Consider the following 23,197-nt stretch of genomic DNA (forward strand, 5'->3'; position numbering starts at 1 on the left):
TCGGACGAGCGGGGGTCAATAGTAGTAAAACGAGAAGTCGTCGCCGCAGTGCTGACAGTCCACTCGTCTTCCTTTGAGGCGTTCTTCGTCCGGGCGTTCGGCCCCATCGGTGGTCGCTAGTTCGACCGCGGATGCCGTTCCGCAGTGCGGGCACCCGACGGACATGGCTGACTGGGACATACCATTTCATGCGAGACGAAACGGCATAGTTATACTCTCACTAATATAATTGATGTGGTTCATGCTAACATCCAACGTTCTGATTAGTGACCTGTTAAGCCTTCGCTCGGTGTCGATGACCGATGAGGAGTGCAGTCAGATTTATCGCAACCAGTATGAGAAACGTCTGCAACTGGCCGGGCGTGTCGAGGCCGGTTGCCAGCAGGGGCACGTACAGAAACGGAAGTGCGACGGCCGTCCAAAAACCGATACGCTGAATCGGGGTCGAAAGCGAGTAGTCGGACGACTTCGCTTCCTCGTCGCTCGTCCGGACAGTTTTCGTCTCCGGGTCGGTAATCGTTGACATGCTCGCCACATCGTGCTACAACATACCACAATATTATTATTGAGTCGCTAACCCTTCGAAAGGGTTGCAACAAGACCGCGTTTCAAAATAGCGAATCGCTTTCGCTGCTTATTCGAAAACAGGACTGTCTTCTTCGAGGGTTTCAATCTCGTCCGCGATTTTCCGGACGTGGTCGGGAAACAGGGCGACCTGCACCTCGTTACCGTCCTCGTCCTCGAACACGAGTTTGACGCGCTTGTCGCCGAACTCGCGCGCTTCTGCCGATTCGACGTTGAACAGTTTCGCCGTCCCTTTTTTGTTCGTCGGCCCGACGTTTTTCAGCGACCCATCCTTCAACTCGACCATGAAATTGTCCATACGCAGGTTGAGCATACTTTCGATACGCCCTCCTTGGCTTAATTACCACGGGACGACGGCTGCGAGGGAGGGAAAGACGGTTGCGAAGGCATCGAACCCACGAAACCCATAGCCGAACACGAGCGCCGACGGAATCGCGGTGACGATGGCCGCACGGACGAGCGAGGTACTATGGACCTCGCTCGTTCCGACGGCAAGCAGTATCGCTCCGTACAGCGTGCAAGCCGCCCGTACCTTCGGGAATGGTAGCCCGGCGAGCAGGCAGGGTGCAACTGCGTAGCCGATGACCTGCACAGTTTCGCTGATTCCGCCCCGGGCGGGAACGAACGCCATCAGAATGACCGTCTGAAGCGCCGCCGTCAGATGGAGGGCAGCAGGCGCGATGAATAGGCCGACCACGATTAGCGCGAACAGTTTCGAGAGAAGGGAGTCGCCGACGGACACCCCGCCGAACGCTATCCGAGAGGAAACCTCGATGAGCGTGACGAGGACGCCGAACACCAGTCCCGGCGCTTGGTCGCCGGGGGCGACACCGACGTTGAAGAACCGTTTCGGTCGTACCATCACCTCGGCCCACGCACGGACGATTGCCTGCAGCCCTCGGTCACGCCCGCCCGCCGGATTTTCGACCCACTGAGTCACAGTTTCTCTTAGTCAGTTCGGAGGGTATGACAGTTCCGACACCGCGCTTCGTAGGACTCCTGTGCTCCCACCAAAATCGTCGGGTCGTCTACGTGTGCCGGTTCGCCGTCGATGAGTCGCTGATTCCGCGTCGCTGGTTCGCCGCATTTCGCACAGATTGCCTGTAACTTTTCGACGTACTCCGACACCGAGATGAGTTGCGGAAGCGGGTCGAACGGTTCGGCCCGGAACGTTTGGTCGGTTCCGCTGATGACGACGCGACGTTCGTCCTCGGCCAACTGTTCGCAGACGGAGACGAGTTCCGCGGAAAAGAAGTTCGCTTCGTCGATGGCGACGACTTTCTCGCCGTTCAGTTTCTCGGGTATTTCCCAGACACCTTCGTCGTCCGGTTCGACAACTGTCGCGTCCCACGACGCGCCGTCGTGTGAGCCGACAGTATCGTCGCCGTATCGGTCGTCCAGCGCCGGTTTGAACACGGCGACTTCTTGGCCCGCGATTTCCGCGCGACGAAGCCGACGGAGCAGTTCCTCGGTTTTCCCGGAGAACATGCAGCCGGTGATTACCTCGACCCACCCGCTGTTCGTGATTTTGTGCATATCCGAACTGCGCTCAATCCGACGGCAAAAGGATTGCTCATTTCGTCTCCGGAGATTCCAGAACTTCGTTTGTTCGTTTCATCGAATGTATAATCCAAGACTATATTACGATACAAAAATATGTTTCATATGATGGCAGATAAAATATCTGAGGGAACAGTTGTTGATCTTTCTGGGAAAAACCATTCCCGACGTACCGTTTTGAAATCGTTCGCCGCGCTCGGGACGGGCGTCACGGGACTTCGGCATGCCGTCGAATCTGCACACGGAAAAACGCCGGACTGCGTGCCACTCGTTCACACGCGACGTTCACGGAAACCCGGAAACGGTTCGTATCGTTCCGAAGGAACGGTATCGCCGTCTCAAAGTGTACGAAAAGATGGACATTGCGGGGCTACTAGACAAGCACCCGGTCATTCGCGGCGTCGGTATCGAACAGCAATCCAAGGACGAAACCGACCTCGCGATTCAACTCCGACTCGATGGCAAAAAGAACACGCTTCGTGCCCAGTCCGCGCTCCCGAACCGGATTCAACAAACACCGATCACGACTACCGAACAGGAGGGTGAATTGGTTTTGGAGGGCGATTGCGACGGCGGAAGCCGGGACAATCAGACCGTCGACCCCGTTGAGGGGTGTGCTGGCATCTACGTCCGGATTCCGGACGGATACATCGCCACTGGTACCGCCTGTTTGGCGGGATACGATGCCGATACGAACGACCCGATGATTCTCACGTGCTGGCACGTCGCGGACGAGAAAATCGACAAATATCTCTATCAGAACGGCCGGAAGGTCGGTGTTTTCTCGGGTATGGATACCGGGATGGACGCTGCGAAGTACCGAGCGACGGACGCGGTGGATGTTCGGGATACGCTCGAACCGAATCTCAAAGAGATAACGGGAACGTGGGACTTCAGCGGTCTCACGGATGCGGTCGCTTGGGGAGCGACCGTCGGTGGCTACTATGGTGGACGAAAGACATGCTACGCCTACAGTTCCTGCTATGACACCGAACGAAACGCCCGCGTCGATTATCAAGCCGAGTTCTCAGACCACCCCACCACTGGTGGGGACTCGGGTGGCCCGTGGGTGGATTACGATGGGAAACTCATCTGCATGCACCAAGGCTACTTCACCAACTGGGACGGGGAGCACTGCCGTGGAATGGTCGGCACCGAACTGCTCGATGCCATCGGTATGACGCTCTACTGATTGGCCAGATGTCAAAACTTAAGTACAACTTCAGCGACTAATAACCTATGCCCTCCCTTCGACGCCGCTCGTTCGTTCTGGCCCTCGCTTCGCTCACCGGATGCGTCACCGACGCACGTCAAAACTCACCACAAGACCGACCGATGGAAGACGTTCACTACACCGTTTCGACTACCGTTCGACCGAGTTCGGATTCGGAGCTGCAGTTATCAGTACGAACGCTTGATTCCGACATAACACCGACCAGTCCGGCACGGATTTCGTTCCGTCTACACAATGCCGGTAGCTCACCGACTCCGATTGAAAGTGGTGTTCCCGCCCCGTTCGGCGTCCTATACGGATACCGCGATACCGAACGAATACTGCTTTGGACCGATGCGTACGAGCGGAGTCAGTACGTGCAGGTCGAGGATGAAATGGTCGTCGGAGTAGACGAGGTCGGTCGGCAGACCACGCTCGAACCGGACGAATCGCTCGAGAGAACGTATTCCATTCCGTATGGAACTCCAAACCTCTACGAAGGTCGTCACACGGTGAACGGTACAGGTGGACGTGACCTTTCGTTCGATGGAATCAACTATCGGATAGTACTGAACATCACGCGAAAAGAGTAGTTTCGACCGCGGTTGCTCATTCAATCGACCGCGCCGATATTTTCTTCGCTCTCGAAACTCGCCGGACACGGTTCGATTTTGCAGTACCGAACGACCTGCTCACCGAGCGTTGCCACCCGCTCTGCCAGCTCGTCGTCCGTAAATTTCCCGTTCCGTACCGCACTGTGTGCCCGCGGCACGGCGGCCTCGTAGGGCAACACCCACGCGTCGAGCGACCGGCAAACAGACCGAAGATGATCCATCGCGGTGATCGGGAATCGACCGCCCGCGACCGCCAACAGACCGACCGTCTTCTGTTCGAACTCGTCGAAGCCACAGTAGTCGAGGGCCGTCTTCAGCGGCGAGGAGTACGACCCGTGGTACATCGGTGTCCCGAGGATGACCGCGTCGGCCTCGCGCACGCGACGTTTCAATTCTTCGGCATCGCCCGCCAATCGGTCGCCCGCGTCGTACAACGGCAGGTCGAACTCGCGCAAATCGAGGAATTCGCCGGTTCCACCCGCGTCCTCGACGCCGGAGAGTGCGCCGGAAAGCGCGACGCGCGTCGCGCTTTCGTCCCGGAGACTGCCGCAAATCGCAACGATGTGTGGTTGGTTGGCCATGCTGTCCTCTGGGTGTGAAAGCGAATATAGCTAAGTATCAGTCACGAGAAATCAGAGGTAGTGACTGCACCCGATTTCGATGCGACTTCGCGTACTCACGATTTGCTGGTGAAGTCCACCGAGTATTACGAGGCGACGGCTGAAATTTTGAATCGTTCTCGACCGCGCAACGACTGGCTTCGTCAGAATCGAACACGACGAGTTGGAGGCGACGTTCGAAGACACGCCGCGCTGTCGGAAAACGTGGAAAGCAGTTCGGGATTCGTTTTCGTGGACGGACGACGTCCAGCGCGGCGCGTGGTATCGCGGCGAACTTCCCGCCACCGCGGAAGAGTTTCGGCGACTGTGGTCGCTTACGGACGGTATCTGTGGAATCCACTTCGTCAACCAAATCACGCTCTACGACGGAGACGAGTGGCTGTTCTACGCGGTTCCACATCACAACTACTGTTGGCTTCACGACTCGGAAGAGGGGTTCGTGGATGAGGTTGACGCAGTCCTTTCCGACCAGCGGGCCTGCGTCCTTCCGGGGGGAACGCAGGTCGAGTGGGAACAGGATGGCCGCGAATACACCATTTCGGGCACGTCCCTCTGTGTCGGCGGTGGCGGGTTCCGAACCCGCGGATGCTACGGTCTCTCGAATCTCGAAGCCGTGCGTGTGGATGAGGCTACACAAACAATTTCACTACAGTGGAAACCCGACCCAACTTCGGGCGCTGTCGGTCGAGTATTGATGGGCGCAATGTCGCTGGTCTACAACCCGCCTGAGCAGTTGCGGTTCGAAGACGAGACGACGTTTCGAGAAGTCGAGTCCGTGCTTCGAGAAGTTATCGAAAAGCGTACTCAGTCCGTTTGAAAATCGTCTACTGTCTGAGTCGTGCAATCCACTGTTCACCTTCATCGTCTCCCGCCGTTTCCAGTTCCACCAACCCATCGTCTTCCAAATCCGAACACAACTCACGAAGCCACGCTTCGCCATATTCTCCGCCGTAATCGACTCGGACGCGAGGGCCGAGTTTCGACAGCGGGAGTTCGTCGTACTCCTTCAGAATCGAGATGACGCGCCCGCGGAACTGCCGACGCGAGCCGTCGAATTTCGGTTGCGTGGGTACGTCGGGGGCCGTGAAATCCCCGATTTCGTAGGCGTGACACCACTCGCGCCACGGGCATCCCGCCGAATCACAGGAGGGCGTCTTTTCGCAGGCGACCCCGCCGAGTTCCATGATGGCGTTGTTCCAGACGCGGGATTCCCCGTCCGGCATGAGTTCGCTGGCGGATTCCTCGAACGCGGTGTCGTCGTCCGGTATGTCGAATGCTCGGTACAGAACGCGCTTGACGTTCGTATCGACCACCGCGTTTCCGTTGTTGAAGGCGAATGAGGCGACTGCGTTGGCGGTGTATGGGCCGACGCCCTGCAAATTTTGGAGTTCTTCGGGCGTCTTTGGGAATTCTCCGTCGTACTCCGTGGTGACCTGTTTTGCCGACTCGTGGAGGTATTTCGCCCGGTTGTTGTAGCCGAGGCTGTGACTTGTCCAGAAGCCGACCACGTCCGAGCGGTCTGCCTCTGCGAGGGCGTCCGCGGTCGGCCAGCGGTCGAGAAACGCCTCCCACGCCGTCACGACGCGCCCGAGTTGGGTCTGCTGGCTCATCACCTCGGAGACGAGGATAGCGTAGGGGTCGTCCGTCTCACGCCATGGGAAACTTCGGTGGTCGTCCTCGTACCACGAAACGAGGGCATCGCGCACCGCCTCTCCGTTGTCCGGGAGCGACCACGACGTGTCGGTCATTGTGGAGGCTTTGTGTGGGTTCGGTTTACCGGTAGCGGTTTCCGAAGACCGTTCCCGAGCAATCGAGTTGATGTATGCCACCGCACAGCACACACAATCGGACAACCTGAAGGCTTATTGCCCGTTCGTTGCAATCTCCGGAAAATGCGTGTTCGGCCCTCCACACTGTTTCTCATCGGCGTCGGAATCATCGTCGTCCCGGTTTCGCCGTTCGTCTTTTTCCGGAGTCCGACCGCGTGGATTGCGCTGGGAGGGACGTTCATGCTCGCCGGAGTCGGAACGGCGCTCCACCGAGGCCGCGGAAAACGGTCGGCACGCCAGTCGAGCCCGCAATCTCACCATTACATCGTCTGTCCGCACTGTGCGACCCGCAATTTCGCAAGCCGGAACGTCTGTCGCTACTGCGACGAGGAATTTTAACCGAATCGAGAACGAAAACCGTATCCCACGCCCGGCCCACAACCCGGCCATGAGTCTGGACGACCTGAACGACGACGTGAAAGCCGCCTACTCCGACCTCGATTCCGAACTCTCCGTGTCACTCGACAGGGAAACTCGCAACGAACTCTCGATGCTTTCTGCGTCCCTCGACCCGGAGGACGAAGACGAACTGGTTCGTCGTGCGGTTCACCTGCTGTTCCAATCGACCGTCGAAACCGGCAAGCTGGACTTCCATCTGCGAAACGCCTACGACGTAACCTACGACGAGTATCTTTCGGGAATGACGTTCGAGGAGATGACCGGCGCGAGCCAGTATCCCCAGCGCGACGACGAACGCCGGTATCAGTTCTGACGGATTTTCATCGTCCCATCAGGCCCCCGAAGACGACTGTTTCGCGGTGGGGTGCCCACTCCACCAATCCTCCTTCGGTGAGTTTCGGAAGGTGAATGTGCCGAAGTGCCGTCCGCGCCCGTTTTTCGTCCGATTCGACACCGGCGGTTACGAGGTGGGTCGCCAGTTCCGCCGTCGTCGCTTTGCCGTCGTTTTCGTGCAAGTAGCTGACGACGGTGCGTCGATGCTCCGAGGACAGCGCGTCGTACATCTCCGGAGGAAGACGAAGGAGCGCGTTCAATCCGAGCGTCTGTATCGCCCGCCGGAGCGAGGACGTAATCCCAGTTCGGCGGCGAACATCGGTTCGGTCGTTCCGTCGATTATCTCGTGTTTCGGCCATCGTAGTCGAAAACCAGTGGCGTAGCGAGAATAGGGTCACTGCCTGTTATAACAGCCCACTTTAATCGGGTCATGCCCGATTCGCGTTCGTCTCGAAGAGGACGGATTCCAGCACGCCGCCCGCACCGCGCCGCACGCGCTCGGAGACGGATTGCTGTGAGACGCCGATTTCGTCGGCGAGTTCTCCCAGCGTGACACCGCGTGGGACATCGAAGTAGCCGCGTTCGACGGCCAACAGGAGTGCTTCCCGTTGTTCCGGTGTTAGCCCGAACTCGTTTTGTTCGGTTTCGGTTTCCGTCGCAACGCGGTCGAGATGAAAGTCGATGTCGTGTTCGTCGCAGTACGTTTGAAATTCCGAAAGCGATTCGTGGTCGTTGAACCGAAGTCGAAATCGCCAGAGGTCGTCGCCGTGCGCTTCAAGGATGGTCGCGCCGACTTCCGCGATGCCGTAGATGAGACTTTCGACTGCCTTGCTCCACTCGACTCGGTAGAGCACGCGGTTTCCCACTCTATCCAGCGAGACGAGATGTTCGACGTTCGGGTTCGACTGCACGTCTCGTTCGAAGGCGTCGAAATCCGTGCCGATGGCCCAGAAAAACGGAAGCACCTGCCGCGATGCCGGAACCACTCGTTCCAGTTCGACGTGAACGTCCGTGTCGGTGAGGAGGGCAGTTCCGAGGAGGAACTGTTCGCCAAGAATCGAGAGGTCGGCCGTGACGCTCATACGAAAGAGACGCCGCGAGAGAACATAGCCTTGTGTGGGGTTACGCATCCTCGCGTGTAAGCGCGCGAGGATTCCGCCTTGACGCCCGCAAAGACGCGCCGCGTCTTCGCGGGCGTCGGGAAGGAGGTTACGCCGCGTCTTCGATGGCGTCGAGAAGGAGATCGACGCCGATTTCGATTTCGCGTTCGCTCACGTCGAGCGGCGGAAGGAGACGGAGCGTTTTGTAGCCACAGCCAAGGGTGAGCAGGCCGCGGGAGAGCGCGCCGTCTACGACTGCCTCTCTGCGGTCTTTCGTGTCGAACTCGATGGCCAGCATCAGACCGCGACCGCGGACGTCGATGACGTTCGCGGGATTCGCGTCCTCGATGAGTTCGCGGGTCTGCTGGCCGCGTGCTTCGACGTTCGAGAGCAGGTCGTATTCGTAAATTGCGTCCATGGTGAGAACGCCCTGAAGCGACGAAAGCACGTCCCCTGCACCCCACGTCGAGGAGAGTCGGCCTTTTTCTTCGGGGAATACGTCCGAACGCGAGACGGTCGCGCCGACGCGGAGTCCCTTCGCGCTCGTGATTACGTCCGGTTCGAGTTCGAGGTGGTCAACCGCCCACATCTCGCCGGTTCGGCCCAGACCGGACTGGATTTCGTCGGCGATGATGTTGACGTCGTAGGTTTTCTGAATCTCGGCGATGTCCGCGATGAACTCGTCGTTCGGAACGCGGTAGCCGCCTTCTCCCTGCACGGGTTCGAGGATGACGTAGGAAACTTCCTCGGGGTCGATGACGCCCTGTGCGGGGTCGAGTTTATCGGCGATGACGTTGCCGCCCGGGCCGTTCGTCTTCCAGCCGCAGTCACACGCACCCGTACAGGAACAGTACGGAACGCTCACGACGCCCGGAACTTCGGGGTAGTCCTTTCGGTGGGCGACTTTCGAGCGGTTGAGCGAGAGCGCGCCGAGCGTCCGTCCGTGGAACGCACCGTCGAAGGTGAACGCGCGGTGACCGCCGCGGTTGTAGCTGATTTTGATAGCGTTCTCGACGGCTTCCGCGCCGGAGTTAGAAAGGAACACGGTGTCCATGTCGTAGTGGCTCGTCGCATCGACCAGTCGCTCCATCAACTGCGTCGGGCCGGGGAACTCGGGGTCTTCCGGCGGCCAGCCACCCGCGGCGTAGAAGTCCTGACCCGCGATTTTCGTCGGGTCGGGCAGGTCGAACTCGTCGATTTTATCCATAATCTTCGGGCTGTTGTACCCGAGTGGGGCGGCGGCGACGTGGCTGGTAAAATCGAGAAGAACGTTGCCGTCAACGTCGGTACAGAAGGGGCCAGCTGCGTCTTCCGTAATGTCCCAGACGAAGTCGTAGACGTATGTCGTCGGGGCGGCAAACTGGTGATGGTAGTCAGACCACTGTTTCGCTTTCTTTCCGGGCATCTCCCGGACCTGTGGCTCGGCTGTTTCCCGGTCCATGTACCCGCTACGAAAGGCCCCCGTTTAAAAAGTTCGAAAGTTAGCTATGTGTGTTCAAACCACGGCGACGATTGCAGTCGCCGCCGTTCCGATGAGGAGGACGCTGCTCCACACCGCAACTTTGTAGGCGAACTGACGATTCGGTGCGGAAATCGTCAGCGCCGCTTTGACGACGATGCTCGATGCAGTAGCCAACAGAATGCCGAACACGGCGGTCTGCTGGTCGAGATTGCCACCGCTGTAAAGCGTCACCGCGGAGGCGGTGACGCCCGCGCTCGAAACGAGGCCGGATAGCAGGGCCGTGATGTAAAATCCGGCTTCCCCGAACTGACTTTTCGCCAGCGCGCCGCCGACCACGACGAACAGAAAGATAAGGCCGAATCCGAGGACGTTGCGGAGCGAGAACGGACTTTCGAGGTCGATGTCCATCTTCTGCGACCAGTCCGCCGAGTAGGCGGCGATGGCGACGCTACCGATGATAATCGTTCCAAGCGGGATAATCGCGCCGTACAGCGTTTTACCGGGGGTGCCGATAGTGAACGCCAGCGCGATGACGAGGTTGCGAAGGGCCATCGCGGCGTCGGCGAGCAAAATCGCGGCCACGCCGTAGGAGGCCGCTTCCGGTCGTTGTCGAACGTGGTCTAACATCGTCCCGACCACGGCAGTCGAGGATGCGAGGCCGCCGAAAAAGCCCGTGACGGCGATGCCCCGCCCGCCGTAGGTTTCGACGATGGCGTAGTTGGCGATGCCGATACCGGCCACGGTGACGACCATCAACCAGACGAGGCGAGGGCTGACCATGACGCTCCCCATCTCGATTTCTCCCGGCGGGAGCAGTGGGTAGATGACGAACGCGAGGATAGCGAACTCCCCTGCAGACCTGAGTTCTTGGCGCGACATTCCCCACGCGAAACTGTGGAGTTCCCGCTTCAGCACGAGGAGGAGCGAGGACACGACGGCGACGGTGACGCCGACGAGGATGAATCCCTCCGCGACGAGGACGCCGACGCCGAAGGTGACGAGCATCGAGACGGAGGTCGTTAGGGACAATCCCGTATCCTCCTCGTCGTCCATCAATCCCTGTACCGCGAGGAGAATCCCCTGCACGATGACGAGGAGGCCCCCAAGCGCGAGGAGAATATCTTTATCGACGATGGTGAACGCCGCACCGAGGAGACTGATGAGCGTGAACGTTCGGATTCCCGCAGATTTTTGCGACCATTCGCGTTCGAGGCCGAGGAACAGACCCAACGCTCCAGCGATGGCGATGCGAACGACATCGCTTTCCAACGTAGCCGACGCGAAAACGGCTTCTAATCCGGTCACTCTATAGACTATATAGACGTACATATAAAAGAATTACTGCCATCTTCGTTTTTTGCGCGAAATCTTTATGTTCTGGCAACAAACTTCCCTCGTATGGTCAGCGGATGGAATATTGACAAATCTCGTGCCGCGTGGTGGTTGATAGGCGCGGTACTCGGACTGGCGACGCTGTTCGCCGTCTACTCGTTTATCGGGACTTTCGTCTTCGGTCTGTTTCTCTACTACGCGACGCGTCCGGTGTATCGGCGGCTGAAACGCCGTATCCGGCCGCCGAGCCTTGCCGCTGGCGTCGCGCTGTTGGCGCTCGCGCTCCCGGCGATTTTGCTCATCGTCTACACGCTCGCCATCGCGGTGCAGGAACTCACCGCCGTCGCGCAGACGACGAACATCGCGTCGCTTCCGGAACCGGTTCGTCAGTACGCGAACGTCTCCGAAATCGCCCAGCATCCGGAGCAGTTCATCACCAACGGAAACAACTCACGACTCATAGAGCAGGCGTTCGGTTCGACGCTCAGGTACCTCACGTTCATCGGAAACGGTGCCTTACATCTGTTCGTGATGATAGCCATCGCGTTCTACCTACTCCGCGACGACCACAAGCTTTCGCGGTGGTTCCGCCGGGCGTTCTCCGACAGCGAAGGCGTCCTCGAAACGTACATCGAGCGGGTTGACACCGACTTCAACAGCATCTTCTTCGGCAACATCCTGAACGCCTTCATGACCGGGACGATTGGCGCGATTTCGTACAACGTGCTGAACATGGCCGCGCCCGCCGGATTGGCAATCCCGTATCCGACCGTGGTGGGACTGCTGACCGGGGTCGCCAGTCTGATTCCCGTCGTCGGCATGAAACTCGTCTACTTCCCCGTGACCGTGGTCATCGGCGCGAATGCGCTAATGGACGGTGGGCCGGACGTGCTGTGGTTCCCTGCCGTGTTCGCCCTCGTCTCTTTCGTCATCGTGGACACCATCCCCGACCTCGTTTTGCGACCCTACGTGTCGGGGCGGAACCTCCACGTCGGCATGGTGATGTTCGCGTACATCTTCGGCCCGCTGCTGTTCGGTTGGTACGGTATCTTCCTCGGGCCGATGATTCTCGTCCTCGTCGTCCACTTCGTGGAGGTCGTCCTGCCGGAACTCATCGCTGGCAGACCGATTCAGCCGTGGGCAGTTGACCCGACGTACATCCGCGGCGACGAACCGCTTCCGCAACCGCCGCGCGACCCCGAAGAGGCGGTCAGCGCCGATATGGTCGGTGACGGCAGTGCGGGTACCGGCGACGAAGCGGGCGACCACGGCATCGAAACCCAAAGGGAAAACGACGAAAAGCCGTCTCCAGAACAGTAGTACCGCCCACCGCAGACGTATCGGCGGAGTAACTGCGACCCGCCTTAGCGGTCAACGAACTGCCGTTCCCACTCCTTTCGTTCGTCGATGTGGCTCTTTCCGTGGGCGGTGAGCGCGTAGTAGTTCGTCCGTTCGTCGCGTTTTCCTTTCTCCACGAGGTCTTTTTCGACGAGCGTGTCGAGGTTCGGATACAACCGTCCGTGGTGGACTTCCGTATCGTAGTACTGCTCTAAATCCTCTTGGATGGCCAACCCGTGCGGTTCGCCGTTTCCGGCGATTACGTACAGGATATCGCGCTGAAACCCCGTTAGTTCGTGCATCGTCAATATTGCCTATTTATGTCTGCATAGCATAAATATAACGGTTCCCGCACTTCTCAAACGGGAGTGTCTTTATCTTCGTGTGCCACCTTTGGGGAGATATGCCAGAAGAAGTCCTGTTCGAAACTGAGAACACACAGAGCCGAACCGAAATCGCCCAGTACCTTCGCACTGTCGCCGACAAACTCGACGGCGGCGGTTCGATTACGCTGAACGCGGGTAATCAGTCCGTCACGCTCGACCCGCCGACCAACCCCGTCTTCGAAGTGAAAGCCGAGCGCGAAACCTCGTCGTCCGGTTCGAGCGAGCTCAGCGTCGAGTTCGAACTCGAATGGAAAGAGGGCGACAGCGGTGGCAACGGCAGTGGTGGGTCGCTGGAAATCGAGTAAGTGACCTCTCGATAAAAATCCGCAAAATCCGCTTTTTGACCATCAAAACGGCGACAATACCGAACGCTATCGGTTCGCGTAGTACAGTATCGGTATTCATCGATATTCGTGGCAGAACAGTGCTGTCGCTTGGTAGGTAGCTTCGAAAGGAAAGCGGAACACGCGGGGATGAAAACACCCCGCGTACCGCTTGCCGCCCTGAATTGGTCCCCGCTGACGCTTCGGCCCTCCAAAGCGAAGCGTCAACTGCAACAAGACGGTGTAATGACTTAAAGGTAACGATTTAGATAACTCCTGCACCGATGTAGAAAAAAAGTCAGATATGCTCTTCTTCGAGAACCCAGCCGATAGCGCGCTTGTAGTAGGTGAACATCTGTCGAACGCCTTCGTGGTTCATCTCCTCGCTGTCGAGTTGTTCTGCGAGGTATTCGTACTGCTCTCGGATTTCGTCTTCGTCCCTCATGCGTGGGCGGGATTTCGTGTTTCAGCCGGTTAGCAGTATCGGCATCGCCAACGAGTTGCTGGTTACGTTGTCGTCGGTGTTGGTTACTGTTTTTTGCGTGGTAAACGACATTTCGTGGAATGCCACTCCTGTGTTTTTCTATTTATTCCTTCGTGCCGACAGGTAGCACCTCGGCAATGAAACCACCATCACAAGAAAATCGACCGTCGATGAAGAACTGTTTCAAACGAGTCGATTACAAGTCACGACTGCAATCAAACCGCAACCGCCCCGCACCGCGACAGCCACACACCTCCCCACCCGACTCCCTCATTCGCTTGCGCTCGTTTCGGTCATCCACCATCAAAGGCACGCTCTGATGAGCCGTTCGCTCGCTTCGCTCACGAAGACCTCGCGCGAACTCGGGCAGTCCTGAGGACTTTACATCCAAAGGACTGCCGAGGCACGCGCCATAGTGGTCATACAGATTTTTGGCAATTGACAATACAACATGGCGCGCGAAGGCGACTAAACGAGCGAAGCGAGTGAAGGAGTCGAGTGGGGAGGATGTGGGCGGTGGCGGTTCGATTGTAGTCGTGATTTGTAACCGCCTAGTTCGAAATACCCACCAACCAACAAACGACTCATCGGAAATGATTTTTCACCAACTAACAACCGAGTCACTTCCGCTCTAAACGCGAGAGTCCGTGCCAAATCGCGTCAACCATTTTCTCTTCTCCCTCCCCCGAAGAATCGTCCCATCCGCGGGCGAGTGCGTCCTCCAACACGGCAAGCGAATGATTCTCGAAGTTGTTCATCCCGCGAAACTCTTCGAGGGCGTCCCGCTCTTTATCCCCGAACTCCTCCGTGGGCGTCCCTTCGAAAAAACCGAGTTCGCCGAGCGTTTCGGCGACTTCGCTCGCGGTGTTCTCCGACAGCTCACGCGTTTCGTCGGGTTCCGCGCGTTCCAGCAAGGTCACGTCGTAGATTTTGAACACGCGCTCCAGTTCGTCGATTGGGGCCTCGTGGTCGTCCACGCGCACGTCAACCCAGCGGTCGTTTCGCCCGTCGTACCCGCCTTCCGGTTTGGCGACGTAAAGCGCCGCGCTCTGCTCGCCGCGCTTGTCGCCACCCGCGTCGTTGCCCGCGTGGAGCGCGGCGATGAGTCGCTCCGGGAGGCCGCCCTCGGTTTCCTCGAACGTCTCGGCCATGGCTTCGAGCGTCTCGCGGTTCTCCAAAATGTTCCCCTGCACCGTGTAGTCCTCGCCCTGAATGTCCCCCGCGTAGTCGAAACAGTCGTCGCCCGTGAAGGCGGAAACCGAGCCGTCCTGTCCGACGATGCCGACCTGCCGGGATTCGAAGTCGGGGTCGGCCCCGGTGAGTTCCATCACGACTTCGTCGGCGGGGCGTCCGTCCCGAAGCAGGTCGAGTCCGTCCGGCCCGTAGGCGACGTTGGCGTAGCTCTGTGTGGCGACCGCGCCTGCGTCGGCGTTGACGAAGGGGACGACGGCCCCGACGCCGACGAACTTCGATTGGACTGCGACACCGACCGCGTCCCGTTCGGGGTCGCGCGCGACGATGGAAAACGTCGATGGTCGTGGCATACGCGGGAGGATGCAGGCAATCCCGAAAAGCGTTGACCCTGCGGAAACGACCGCGAGGATATCTATTTCAAACCGTTCTCCTTTCTCGCGGTGAGCGGTTGGCGCGAAACGAGTTCGCAGTCGAACTCGGGATGTTCCGCGAAGTGGTGAACGAGCATGTGTCTCCGCCCGCCGGTCAATCCGCGTTCTCCGGCGCTTCCGGCGTTCCCGGTATCTTCAGCAGTGAACTCCGGCGGCAGTCGGTCGTACAGTTCTGCCAGCGCGTCGAAGTTCTGAAACACCTTTCGATGGCCGGACGAATCCGCGCCTCTACGCGAAACGACGTAGCTTCCGTCGTCGCGGTGTTCGCCGACAGTGTTGAAAAACTCGGTTCGTCGGGTCAGCGCCCGTCCGAGTGCTTCGCGTAGGCGGTCTGCCTCGCACCTGGAGAGTTCATGGCGTTCGCCGCGAACCAGCACCGAAACGCCGTTTTCGGTGCTTGTGACAGAAACACCGTTTTCGGTGTCTGTAGCGGAAACCGGTGTCTCACCGGAATTGCAGACATCGGTAGAATCTGCTGTGCGCGTGCTATCCGTGGCCGAGAATTTCTCGACCAGTCGCCGGGAGGCGACTTACTCTATCCTCCGAGTGGGTATCACTCGACATCGTGCTAATAGATAGTCGAAGACGACTGATAAAGCTACGGGGAGATTTGCGAGGAGGAGGCTGCTGGGGCGAGTCGAATCACCGACGGTCGAACCAAACCACGCCGGCCATCAGCAGGTTGTAGGCGACCAATCCGGCGGCGAGCACGCCCATACACAGTCCGACGAAGACGGCGACGACCGACACCGCCTCCACGCCCGCAACCATCAACGCGAGCAAAACGACGGTCATGAGCGCAAGCGGTGCCGCGTAGTCCGACCAGACGTCTGTGGAAATCGGCGCGCGAAGTTTCAGCAGCGGTTCTCGCCGTTCGTGTTTGCTCATGAATTAGTTTCCATTTCATATATAATTAAACTTCTGTCAGTTCGGGGCGGCCGCGTGAGAGTTTTCACCCCGGCAGGAGAACGGGAAGGCATGAAGATTCGAGGCACCCGCGAATGCCAAAACTGCGGCACGCAGTGGTCGTATTACGACACCGGAAGCGTGGCCTGTCCGACCTGCGAGAGCATGCAGAGCGTCGGACTGGAAGACGACCGCGTTCAGCACACTGACAGCGCCGTAACCCTCAATTTGACGGAGGCACGCGAAGCGGTCGATGAGCGTCCGCTCCGCGAGGTTTCTGCTCTCGTCGCGGACACCACGCGCGAGTACGCCAGAAAGCGCGGGTTCATCAACGGTGGCGAACTGCAACCGTTGGACGACACCTATCTCGTGGCGCAGGAACTCAGGCACATCGCGGACGTGTTCTCCCGCGCGCTGGAAATCAGTGACGACGAGGAACTGTACTTTTTCTCCCTGCTTCGCGGGGCGGACGACGGGGAACGTCCCTCGACGATGGACGTGCCGGACTCACTGCACGAAGTCCGCGGCCTCGCGGATGCAGAAGCGCTGCAGGATTATCACGACGAGATGAGCGATTGGGCGAGAGAACACGATGTGGGACGGGAGGGAAGAAATACGCTCGAAACCCTCGGCGAACACGTTCGTCGCGCTCGTGCGCTTGAAGGTGGTCTGGACATCGACACGGCGGACGCACTAGTGTCATCGACGTGTGAACTTGCGAGCTACCTCCGCGAGGGTGACGAAGACGCACTGGTCAGGACACGCGATACCCTCGGGCGAATCGAGTAAACGAGTATTTGGGTTGTTTTCCCTCATCAGATATGAACTGCCGATTTGATCTTCGAATCCAATGCTACAGTATCTGATAACATATTTTACTCATCTGAATTATAAAGATTAAAACTCGAAAAATCAGATGATTCTTCGAAGCATGAAACAATCACGACGGACGTTCCTCAAAGGCGCGACGGCAAGCATCGCAACGGTCGGCGGTATCGGCGCTCTCTCGGGAACGGGTGCCGCGGCGCGGTACTCCGTCGATAGCGACCTGACGAACACCGAGGACATTACCGGCAGTGACCTCGACTACGCCATTCAACAGGTTCGCTCCGACAGTCCACTCATCGGACTGGGAAGTACGTGGGTCGATGTCGGCAATCAGGAAGGCATCAACCCCGTCTACATGGTCGCCCACGCCGCATGGGAGTCCGATTGGGGAACCAGCAACATCGCGCAGGACAAAAACAACATCTACGGCTGGAAAGCCTACGATAATTGTCCGTACTCCTGTGCGGAATCGTTCTCCACCAAATCGGAATGCATCCAAGCGGTCATGCCCGTCATTCGAGACGAGTATCTGACGCCCGGCGGTGACCATTATTACTCGTCCTACGGCCCGACCCTGCGGGGCATGAATCAGGATTACGCGACCGACATCAGTTGGGCGGAGGGCATCCGCGACGTGATGAACTCGCTCGCAGACCACATCGACTTCGGTGGCGGCGACGACCCCGGCGGCGGCAACTACAGTTGGCCGATTTACTCGAACGGCGACCAAGGCGAGGCGGTGTACTCCATCCAATACCTCCTCGAACACCACGGCTACAACCTCCAGTACCACGACGGAATTTATGGCTCGGAAGTCACGAGCACCATCGAAAGCTTCCAGTCGTCGCAGGGACTCGCGGTTGACGGTGTCGTCGGGCCGAACACGTGGAGCGCGCTCATCGCCACGGTTCAGAGCGGAAGCGCCTACTGGCCGACCTACGCCGTGCAGCATCACCTGAACAACGACGAAGGCTACAACATCGCCGTGGACGGCGTCTACGGGTCGGAAACCGAGGGGGCCATCGAGAGCTTCCAATCCAGCGCGGGAATCGCCGTTGACGGCATCGTCGGGCCGAACACGTGGCAGGCGCTCGTGGACACCGGCAACTAAGCAAAACTGGCGGTCGTCCGGGTAAAATTCTTTTTCGGACGGGATTTAGGGCAGTTCGACGTCGATGCCCGCCTGCTGACCGGCGGCTTTGACCGTGTTGTAGAGCAACATCGCACGGGTCATCGGGCCGACGCCGCCCGGAACCGGCGTAATCGCGCCCACCTTCTCTTTCGCGCTGTCGAAATCCACGTCGCCGACGAGTTCGTACCCCTTCTCTGTCTCTGCATCGACCCTGTTCACGCCCACGTCGATGACGGTCACGCCGTCAGAAAGCATCGACCCGTCGATGAGTTCCGGGACGCCACAGGCCGCGACGACTACGTCCGCATTCCGCGTTTTTACGGCCAAATCGTCGGTGCGGGAGTGACAGACCGTCACCGTCGCGTTGCCGCCGTCGGCCTTCTGAATGAGTAGATTGGCGAGCGGTTTGCCGACGATGTTCGACCGACCGACGATGACGACGTCCTCACCCTCGGTGTCAATCCCCGCCGATTCGAGGAGTTTCTGGACGCCGTGGGGCGTACAGGGTTTGAATCGCGGATGTCCCGCGACCAGCATGCCGACGTTTTCGGGGTGGAAGCCGTCCACGTCCTTGGCCGGGTCGATTGACCGAATGACCTGCCGGGAATCGACGTGGTCGGGGACGGGCATCTGGACAAGCATCCCGTGAACTTCGGGGTCGTCGTTCAACTCTTCGATGGTGTCGTACAGTTCTTCGGCCGGCGCGTCGGGGTCGATTTCGACGTGAATGCCGTTGATGCCGACCTCCTCGCAGTCGCGCTGTTTCATCGAAACGTAGGTTTCGCTTGCGGGGTCGTCGCTCATGAGAACCGTCGCAAGTCCGGGTGTAACTCCTTCGTCTTTCAGCGCGTCGATACTCGCGCCGAGGTCGCCTCGAATCTGTTCGGCAACTAAATTCCCGTCGATGATGTCCGTCATTGGCAAATCATCCGGTACGAAGCTCCTTCAACATTCGGGTTCGTGCGTATTTTTGGTCTCAAAGACCACAATATATACACAATCCTGTTTATTGATGTGGACGAAAAACGTTTGTCACTGTCGTAACTACTGACTTCTCACCGATGCGACTGAATCCTGTCCACCTGCTCGCGGGGATGGAACTGATTCGTGGATTCGGTCTGGATTCGTATCCATCCCGGATAGATGGCAACAGTCACGTCCGCAAGCGATTTTCCGTCCGTGAAAACGATGTCCGCGCTTTTGAACCCGGCTAACTGTTCTGACATGCATGAGACTCACCGTGTGCGTAGTTAAGTCGAATGCATAGAAAATAGGCGAATCTGCGGATTTCGGATTACTCGTACAGCGGGTTCGCGTCGCAGAGCGCCTGCACTTCTTCCGCGACTTCTGCCTTGACGTCCTTGTCATCTATATTGTTTACTACGCGCGCGATGAGGTCACCGACGCGTTCGATATCCTCAGCGTCGAATCCGCGAGTTGTGAGCGCGGGCGTTCCCGCGCGGATGCCGCTTGCAACGAAGGGGGAACGCGTCTCACCCGGAACGGTGTTCGCGTTCAGGACGATTCCGACTTCTTCGAGCGCCTCTTCGGCGTCTTTTCCGGTTACGTCCTCGTGGGATTCGCGCAAGTCAACGAGCACGAGGTGTGTGTCGGTGCCGCCCGAGACGAGGCCGAAGCCGTGATCTTGGAGCGTTTCGCCGAGGACTTCCGCGTTCTCGACGGTTCGTGCGGCGTACTCTGCGAACTCGGGTTCGAGGGCTTCTTTGAATCCGACCGCTTTGCCAGCGACGTTGTGCATGAGTGGGCCGCCCTGCATACCGGGGATGACCGCCGAATCGACGGCGTCGGCGTACTCCTCGTTGCACATGATGATGCCGCCGCGTCCCGAACGAATCGTCTTGTGCGTCGAACCCGTTACGAAGTCCGCGACGCCGACCGGCGAGGGATGTTCGCCCGCCGCGACGAGGCCGGTGATGTGGGCGATGTCCGCGAGGTGGTACGCGCCGACTTCGTCCGCGGCCTCCTGAATCCGTCCCCATTCGACTTCGCGGGGGTAAGCCGAGTAGCCCGAAACGATGATGTCGGGTTCGAACTCGACGGCGTGGTCGTACAGCGCGTCGTAGTCGAGATACCCCGTCTCGGCATCGACTTTGTACTGTTCGACCTCGTACAGTTTTCCGGCGAAGTTGACGTGGTGGCCGTGGCTCAGATGACCACCGTGGGTCAGGTCGAGCGAGAGGATTTTGTCGCCGGGGTCGAGAACGGCGAGATAGACGCCCATGTTCGCCTGCGACCCGCTGTGCGGTTGGACGTTGACGTGTTCTGCACCCCAGAGTTCTTTCGCGCGTTCGATTGCGAGCGATTCGACGGTGTCGATGTGTTCACAACCGCCGTAATATCGTTCGCCGGGATACCCTTCCGCGTACTTGTTCGTCAAGGTGCTTCCCTGTGCTTCCAGCACTGCTTTGCTAACGAAATTCTCGCTGGCAATCATTTCCAGCGTGTCGCGCTCGCGTTCGACTTCCGCTTCGAGAGCGTCCGCGACTGCCGGGTCGACCGCCCGAACGTGGTCGTACTCCATGTGCAATCCCGCGACACCACGGCGTATAAATTTACCTTTCGCTGAGTAGGGGACGAATCCCCGACAGAAATATAAACTAACAGTGAGATAACGCTTCTATTACCGGTATGATTGAGTGGGAGGAAACGGATACCGGCCTTCGGGCGTTCGATCGGACGAAAACGGAGATTTCGGTAGGTGCGCCCGACTGGCAGAGTGGCGGGGAGGGATGGGACATCGATAGACCAATCGACGAAACCGTCTCCGGATACGCCTCAGAACTCCGGTTTCCGCCGAATATAGCGACGATTACCGATGTTGAATCGGGCGAGCGACATCATCACGGAAGCGATACCGAGATTCTCAATCTTCCCGACGGAGAATATTTAGCGAACATCCACGGAAACGTAAAGACGTATCTCCGATTTTCCGGGCCAACCACGATTCAGAAAACGTGTGATTTCGATGCGTTAATTGTCTCTTTCCACGACAGGATTCCAGTAACGCTCGGGTTTCGGAGCCATCATGAAATCCCAGTCGATACGATAACGATTCCCCCGACGACGGAGGGGTTGGCGACGGCAATTTCGTACGCTTCCTCGTCACACAAAGTAACTGGGCCAAACCGTTCATTCCCGACGCTTCGAGGACATCCACCGCGGTTCGAACTAGGTAATGAACTGCAAATTCCGGAACCGGTTCGTGAAAACAAAAAAGATGCGGGTATCGAACTCCGGGTTCCCGATGACTTTCGAACCCTGTTCGTCACTGCGCCGCTAGCGTACTACCTACAAGCGGAGGTCATCGTCGAAAACCGAACCGCACCGGTTCTCAAGGCACCGTCCGTCAATTTCACGTACACGTTCAGTCCACTCCCGGACTATCAGCACGAAGTCGCGGAGATGCTCCGGCAGGTGTTTTTCCTCGACTGTCTCGTCCGCAACGCAGGACCATATCATTGGAATCTCTCGGAAATCTCGCTTCTGGATGGCCTTGAAATCGACCCGGACACGATTTACGACTCGGCACCTGCCCAACAGCTCGTCGCCTACGACCTCTGTGAGTTCGAGCGAATCGACGACGAACTGCCGGATTGGCACCTCTCGATGTACGTCGAACCGTCGGTAGAGAACGTCTCGTCGCTCCCCTACCTGCTTGCAAACCTCAGTCTCATCTACCTTCCAAACTCATCGAATCTCAATCGAAACGAACTGTTGGATGCCTCGCTCGGCGACTTCTATCGCAACGCGCCGAACAAATCCAATGCCTCCCAGCGCGCGACTGCTGGCGGGGGTTCGTACCGAGCACCGCGGGCGGAAGACGTCAACTCCGTTGAGCGAATCAATCCGACGCTGCATCGCGGTCGAGTTCACGGATGGCTCGCCGAGGGCGTTCCGATTGACGTATTCAAAGCCAACCCGGCCGCCTACGAAAATCGGTTCGAATATTTCGACCGCGCGAGCGACGACATCGAAGTGATACTTGTACTGAACGACGAGGACATGGGCGACGAACACGAAGACGCCACAGACATCTATCTCGACCGCGCGGAAGACCTTTCTATGGAAGTCACCATCCACGAGGATTTGACGCGCGACGAACTCGCCGAGTTGTTGGAGACGCCGTCCGACTACGTCCACTACATCGGTCACTGCGAAGAAGACGGACTTCGATGCACGGATGGCAATCTCTCGGTCGAGAACATCGAGGAAAGCAAGGTGCAGACGTTCTTCCTCAACGCCTGCGGGTCGTACTACGAGGGAATGGAACTAATTAGAAAAGGAAGTGTTGCGGGGGCGGTTACGTTCAACAAAGTGCTGAATAAGCAGGCGGCAAAAGTCGGGGTTTCGTTCGCACGACTGCTGATTAACGGGTTCAGCATCCAACACGCGCTTCAGCTCGCGCGACGGCGCATCATGATGAACAAAGATTACGCCGTCGTCGGTGATGGGACGCACACATTGGCTCAATCCGAAAATTCCCATCCATATCTAGGGAGTGTAGAACGAGTTGGGGAACAGTTCCGTCTAACGTTCAAGTCCCTCTCTATCTCAATGGCGGGTGGTTTCTATGAACCGTACATAGATGTAAACGAGATGTTGTATTTATACGGCAACGATACCTCGTTTGTTCTGACTGTAGACGAACTACAGTCTTTCCTCAAACGAGGTGAAATGCCGATTCTGTACAATGCAGAACTGTACTGGTCGGAAGAGGATGAACTACTTGAACAAATTAGGTTGTGTTAGGGCCCGTGACCGCTTCCAACCCCTGCAAGCGGGTCTACGACGGTACCTTGGAGGTAGGTATAACTGAACATCAACCCGAAAGCCGCGTTCATCGTCTTTGGATGTCGAACAAACCACTCTCGAATTTTATCCCGCATGACATATGTTGATACTTCACATCCATACTTCATTCTTTCGGACTGTTCATGGGGACTGTAATTGGTAATTAGCGATTACTCTCCGTATTTATCTTAAGAGCGCCGTTCAGCAACGCCTGTGTGTGACGAAAAATTCAATTTTTCGCCGTCTCCACTCCTCTCCAAACGGATTACCGAAGTTATAAAATTCCGAAGAGTTTCTGGTTTTCAGGGTGGTATTA

The 23,197-nt window shown here is 58.1% G+C and carries 29 protein-coding genes; 10 read left to right on the plus strand and 19 right to left on the minus strand.

Going from position 1 to position 23,197, the window contains the following annotated elements; genetic code table 11:
* Nucleotides 1–15: 15 nt before the first annotated feature.
* The 5 genes from HL45_RS05025 to HL45_RS05045 form a co-directional block, all read right to left on the minus strand.
* On the minus strand, nt 16–180 hold the full coding sequence (locus HL45_RS05025) for a hypothetical protein (protein ID WP_233274685.1): 165 nt from the start codon (nt 178–180) through the stop codon (nt 16–18).
* Nucleotides 181–274: 94 nt separating this feature from the next.
* On the minus strand, nt 275–526 hold the full coding sequence (locus tag HL45_RS05030) for a hypothetical protein (RefSeq protein WP_049969990.1): 252 nt from the start codon (nt 524–526) through the stop codon (nt 275–277).
* A gap of 108 nt (nt 527–634) precedes the next feature.
* On the minus strand, nt 635–898 hold the full coding sequence (locus HL45_RS05035) for a hypothetical protein (RefSeq protein WP_049969991.1): 264 nt from the start codon (nt 896–898) through the stop codon (nt 635–637).
* Between the two features lie 27 nt (nt 899–925).
* Nucleotides 926–1,525 (minus strand): YIP1 family protein, encoded by a 600-nt coding sequence (locus HL45_RS05040; RefSeq protein WP_049969992.1) that lies wholly within the window; start codon nt 1,523–1,525, stop codon nt 926–928.
* A gap of 8 nt (nt 1,526–1,533) precedes the next feature.
* Complete coding sequence (locus HL45_RS05045) at nt 1,534–2,121, minus strand: thymidine kinase (RefSeq protein WP_049969993.1); 588 nt, start codon at nt 2,119–2,121, stop codon at nt 1,534–1,536.
* 247 nt (nt 2,122–2,368) lie between these two features.
* On the opposite strand from HL45_RS05045, the gene HL45_RS05050 reads away from it, so the two are divergent.
* Together HL45_RS05050 and HL45_RS05055 are read left to right on the plus strand one after the other, a co-directional pair.
* A complete protein-coding gene (locus tag HL45_RS05050; RefSeq protein ID WP_049969994.1) occupies nt 2,369–3,337 on the plus strand; it encodes a serine protease family protein in 969 nt (322 codons plus the stop codon).
* A 47-nt stretch (nt 3,338–3,384) separates the two neighbouring features.
* The gene (locus HL45_RS05055) at nt 3,385–3,951 is read left to right on the plus strand and encodes a hypothetical protein (protein WP_049969995.1); all 567 of its coding nucleotides are present in this window, start codon (nt 3,385–3,387) and stop codon (nt 3,949–3,951) included.
* A gap of 20 nt (nt 3,952–3,971) precedes the next feature.
* On the opposite strand, the gene HL45_RS05060 is transcribed toward HL45_RS05055, so the two are convergent.
* Nucleotides 3,972–4,553: an NADPH-dependent FMN reductase gene (locus tag HL45_RS05060; protein WP_049969996.1), complete on the minus strand. Its 582-nt coding sequence runs from the start codon at nt 4,551–4,553 to the stop codon at nt 3,972–3,974.
* Between the two features lie 202 nt (nt 4,554–4,755).
* Here HL45_RS05060 and HL45_RS05065 point away from each other — a divergent pair, with 202 nt between their 5' ends.
* A complete protein-coding gene (locus HL45_RS05065; protein ID WP_049969997.1) occupies nt 4,756–5,409 on the plus strand; it encodes a hypothetical protein in 654 nt (217 codons plus the stop codon).
* Nucleotides 5,410–5,416: 7 nt separating this feature from the next.
* Here HL45_RS05065 and HL45_RS05070 read toward each other — a convergent pair whose 3' ends face one another.
* Nucleotides 5,417–6,340, minus strand: a complete 924-nt coding sequence (locus tag HL45_RS05070) for an HhH-GPD family protein (RefSeq protein ID WP_049969998.1) — start codon at nt 6,338–6,340, stop codon at nt 5,417–5,419.
* 144 nt (nt 6,341–6,484) lie between these two features.
* Between HL45_RS05070 and HL45_RS05075 the strand changes: the two genes are divergently transcribed.
* Nucleotides 6,485–6,760, plus strand: coding sequence for a hypothetical protein (locus HL45_RS05075; RefSeq protein WP_049969999.1), 276 nt, complete (start codon nt 6,485–6,487; stop codon nt 6,758–6,760).
* A gap of 49 nt (nt 6,761–6,809) precedes the next feature.
* Nucleotides 6,810–7,133 carry a hypothetical protein gene (locus tag HL45_RS05080; RefSeq protein WP_049970000.1) on the plus strand — a complete coding sequence of 108 codons (324 nt, stop codon included), beginning with the start codon at nt 6,810–6,812 and terminating at the stop codon, nt 7,131–7,133.
* A 7-nt stretch (nt 7,134–7,140) separates the two neighbouring features.
* Here HL45_RS05080 and HL45_RS05085 read toward each other — a convergent pair whose 3' ends face one another.
* From HL45_RS05085 to HL45_RS05100, 4 genes are all read right to left on the minus strand, one after another.
* Nucleotides 7,141–7,512, minus strand: coding sequence for a DUF7344 domain-containing protein (locus HL45_RS05085; RefSeq protein ID WP_049970001.1), 372 nt, complete (start codon nt 7,510–7,512; stop codon nt 7,141–7,143).
* A 69-nt stretch (nt 7,513–7,581) separates the two neighbouring features.
* Nucleotides 7,582–8,235, minus strand: coding sequence for a helix-turn-helix domain-containing protein (locus HL45_RS05090; protein ID WP_049970002.1), 654 nt, complete (start codon nt 8,233–8,235; stop codon nt 7,582–7,584).
* 127 nt (nt 8,236–8,362) lie between these two features.
* Complete coding sequence (locus HL45_RS05095; protein WP_049970003.1) at nt 8,363–9,694, minus strand: class-III pyridoxal-phosphate-dependent aminotransferase; 1,332 nt, start codon at nt 9,692–9,694, stop codon at nt 8,363–8,365.
* A gap of 54 nt (nt 9,695–9,748) precedes the next feature.
* A complete protein-coding gene (locus HL45_RS05100) occupies nt 9,749–11,020 on the minus strand; it encodes an MgtC/SapB family protein (protein WP_049970004.1) in 1,272 nt (423 codons plus the stop codon).
* A gap of 93 nt (nt 11,021–11,113) precedes the next feature.
* Between HL45_RS05100 and HL45_RS05105 the strand changes: the two genes are divergently transcribed.
* On the plus strand, nt 11,114–12,367 hold the full coding sequence (locus HL45_RS05105; protein WP_049970005.1) for an AI-2E family transporter: 1,254 nt from the start codon (nt 11,114–11,116) through the stop codon (nt 12,365–12,367).
* A 44-nt stretch (nt 12,368–12,411) separates the two neighbouring features.
* Here HL45_RS05105 and HL45_RS05110 read toward each other — a convergent pair whose 3' ends face one another.
* A complete protein-coding gene (locus tag HL45_RS05110; RefSeq protein WP_049970006.1) occupies nt 12,412–12,687 on the minus strand; it encodes a PadR family transcriptional regulator in 276 nt (91 codons plus the stop codon).
* Between the two features lie 101 nt (nt 12,688–12,788).
* On the opposite strand from HL45_RS05110, the gene HL45_RS05115 reads away from it, so the two are divergent.
* Entirely contained in the window at nt 12,789–13,076 is a 288-nt protein-coding gene (locus tag HL45_RS05115; protein ID WP_049970007.1) for an amphi-Trp domain-containing protein, read from the plus strand.
* Nucleotides 13,077–13,392: 316 nt separating this feature from the next.
* Here HL45_RS05115 and HL45_RS21105 read toward each other — a convergent pair whose 3' ends face one another.
* The 4 genes from HL45_RS21105 to HL45_RS05130 form a co-directional block, all read right to left on the minus strand.
* Nucleotides 13,393–13,539 carry a hypothetical protein gene (locus HL45_RS21105; RefSeq protein WP_162833846.1) on the minus strand — a complete coding sequence of 49 codons (147 nt, stop codon included), beginning with the start codon at nt 13,537–13,539 and terminating at the stop codon, nt 13,393–13,395.
* A gap of 659 nt (nt 13,540–14,198) precedes the next feature.
* Nucleotides 14,199–15,122, minus strand: a complete 924-nt coding sequence (locus HL45_RS05120; protein WP_049970008.1) for a DUF1028 domain-containing protein — start codon at nt 15,120–15,122, stop codon at nt 14,199–14,201.
* Nucleotides 15,123–15,184: 62 nt separating this feature from the next.
* Entirely contained in the window at nt 15,185–15,580 is a 396-nt protein-coding gene (locus HL45_RS05125; protein ID WP_049970009.1) for a DUF7528 family protein, read from the minus strand.
* Between the two features lie 265 nt (nt 15,581–15,845).
* Nucleotides 15,846–16,091, minus strand: a complete 246-nt coding sequence (locus tag HL45_RS05130) for a hypothetical protein (RefSeq protein ID WP_049970010.1) — start codon at nt 16,089–16,091, stop codon at nt 15,846–15,848.
* Nucleotides 16,092–16,181: 90 nt separating this feature from the next.
* Here HL45_RS05130 and HL45_RS05135 point away from each other — a divergent pair, with 90 nt between their 5' ends.
* A complete protein-coding gene (locus HL45_RS05135) occupies nt 16,182–16,898 on the plus strand; it encodes a DUF7117 family protein (protein WP_049970011.1) in 717 nt (238 codons plus the stop codon).
* Between the two features lie 142 nt (nt 16,899–17,040).
* Nucleotides 17,041–18,048, plus strand: a complete 1,008-nt coding sequence (locus tag HL45_RS05140) for a peptidoglycan hydrolase (protein ID WP_158413663.1) — start codon at nt 17,041–17,043, stop codon at nt 18,046–18,048.
* A gap of 45 nt (nt 18,049–18,093) precedes the next feature.
* Here the strand turns inward: HL45_RS05140 and HL45_RS05145 are convergent, their stop codons facing one another.
* The 3 genes from HL45_RS05145 to glyA form a co-directional block, all read right to left on the minus strand.
* The gene (locus HL45_RS05145; protein ID WP_049970013.1) at nt 18,094–18,987 is read right to left on the minus strand and encodes a bifunctional methylenetetrahydrofolate dehydrogenase/methenyltetrahydrofolate cyclohydrolase; all 894 of its coding nucleotides are present in this window, start codon (nt 18,985–18,987) and stop codon (nt 18,094–18,096) included.
* 137 nt (nt 18,988–19,124) lie between these two features.
* Nucleotides 19,125–19,295 (minus strand): hypothetical protein, encoded by a 171-nt coding sequence (locus HL45_RS21110; RefSeq protein ID WP_162833847.1) that lies wholly within the window; start codon nt 19,293–19,295, stop codon nt 19,125–19,127.
* 68 nt (nt 19,296–19,363) lie between these two features.
* Nucleotides 19,364–20,611, minus strand: a complete 1,248-nt coding sequence (gene glyA, locus HL45_RS05150; protein WP_049970014.1) for a serine hydroxymethyltransferase — start codon at nt 20,609–20,611, stop codon at nt 19,364–19,366.
* A 107-nt stretch (nt 20,612–20,718) separates the two neighbouring features.
* Here glyA and HL45_RS05155 point away from each other — a divergent pair, with 107 nt between their 5' ends.
* The gene (locus tag HL45_RS05155; protein ID WP_049970015.1) at nt 20,719–22,839 is read left to right on the plus strand and encodes a hypothetical protein; all 2,121 of its coding nucleotides are present in this window, start codon (nt 20,719–20,721) and stop codon (nt 22,837–22,839) included.
* Nucleotides 22,840–23,197: the final 358 nt, after the last annotated feature.

It is taken from the genome of Haladaptatus cibarius D43 (assembly GCF_000710615.1).
In the GTDB taxonomy this organism is placed as follows: Archaea; Halobacteriota; Halobacteria; order Halobacteriales; family Haladaptataceae; genus Haladaptatus; species Haladaptatus cibarius.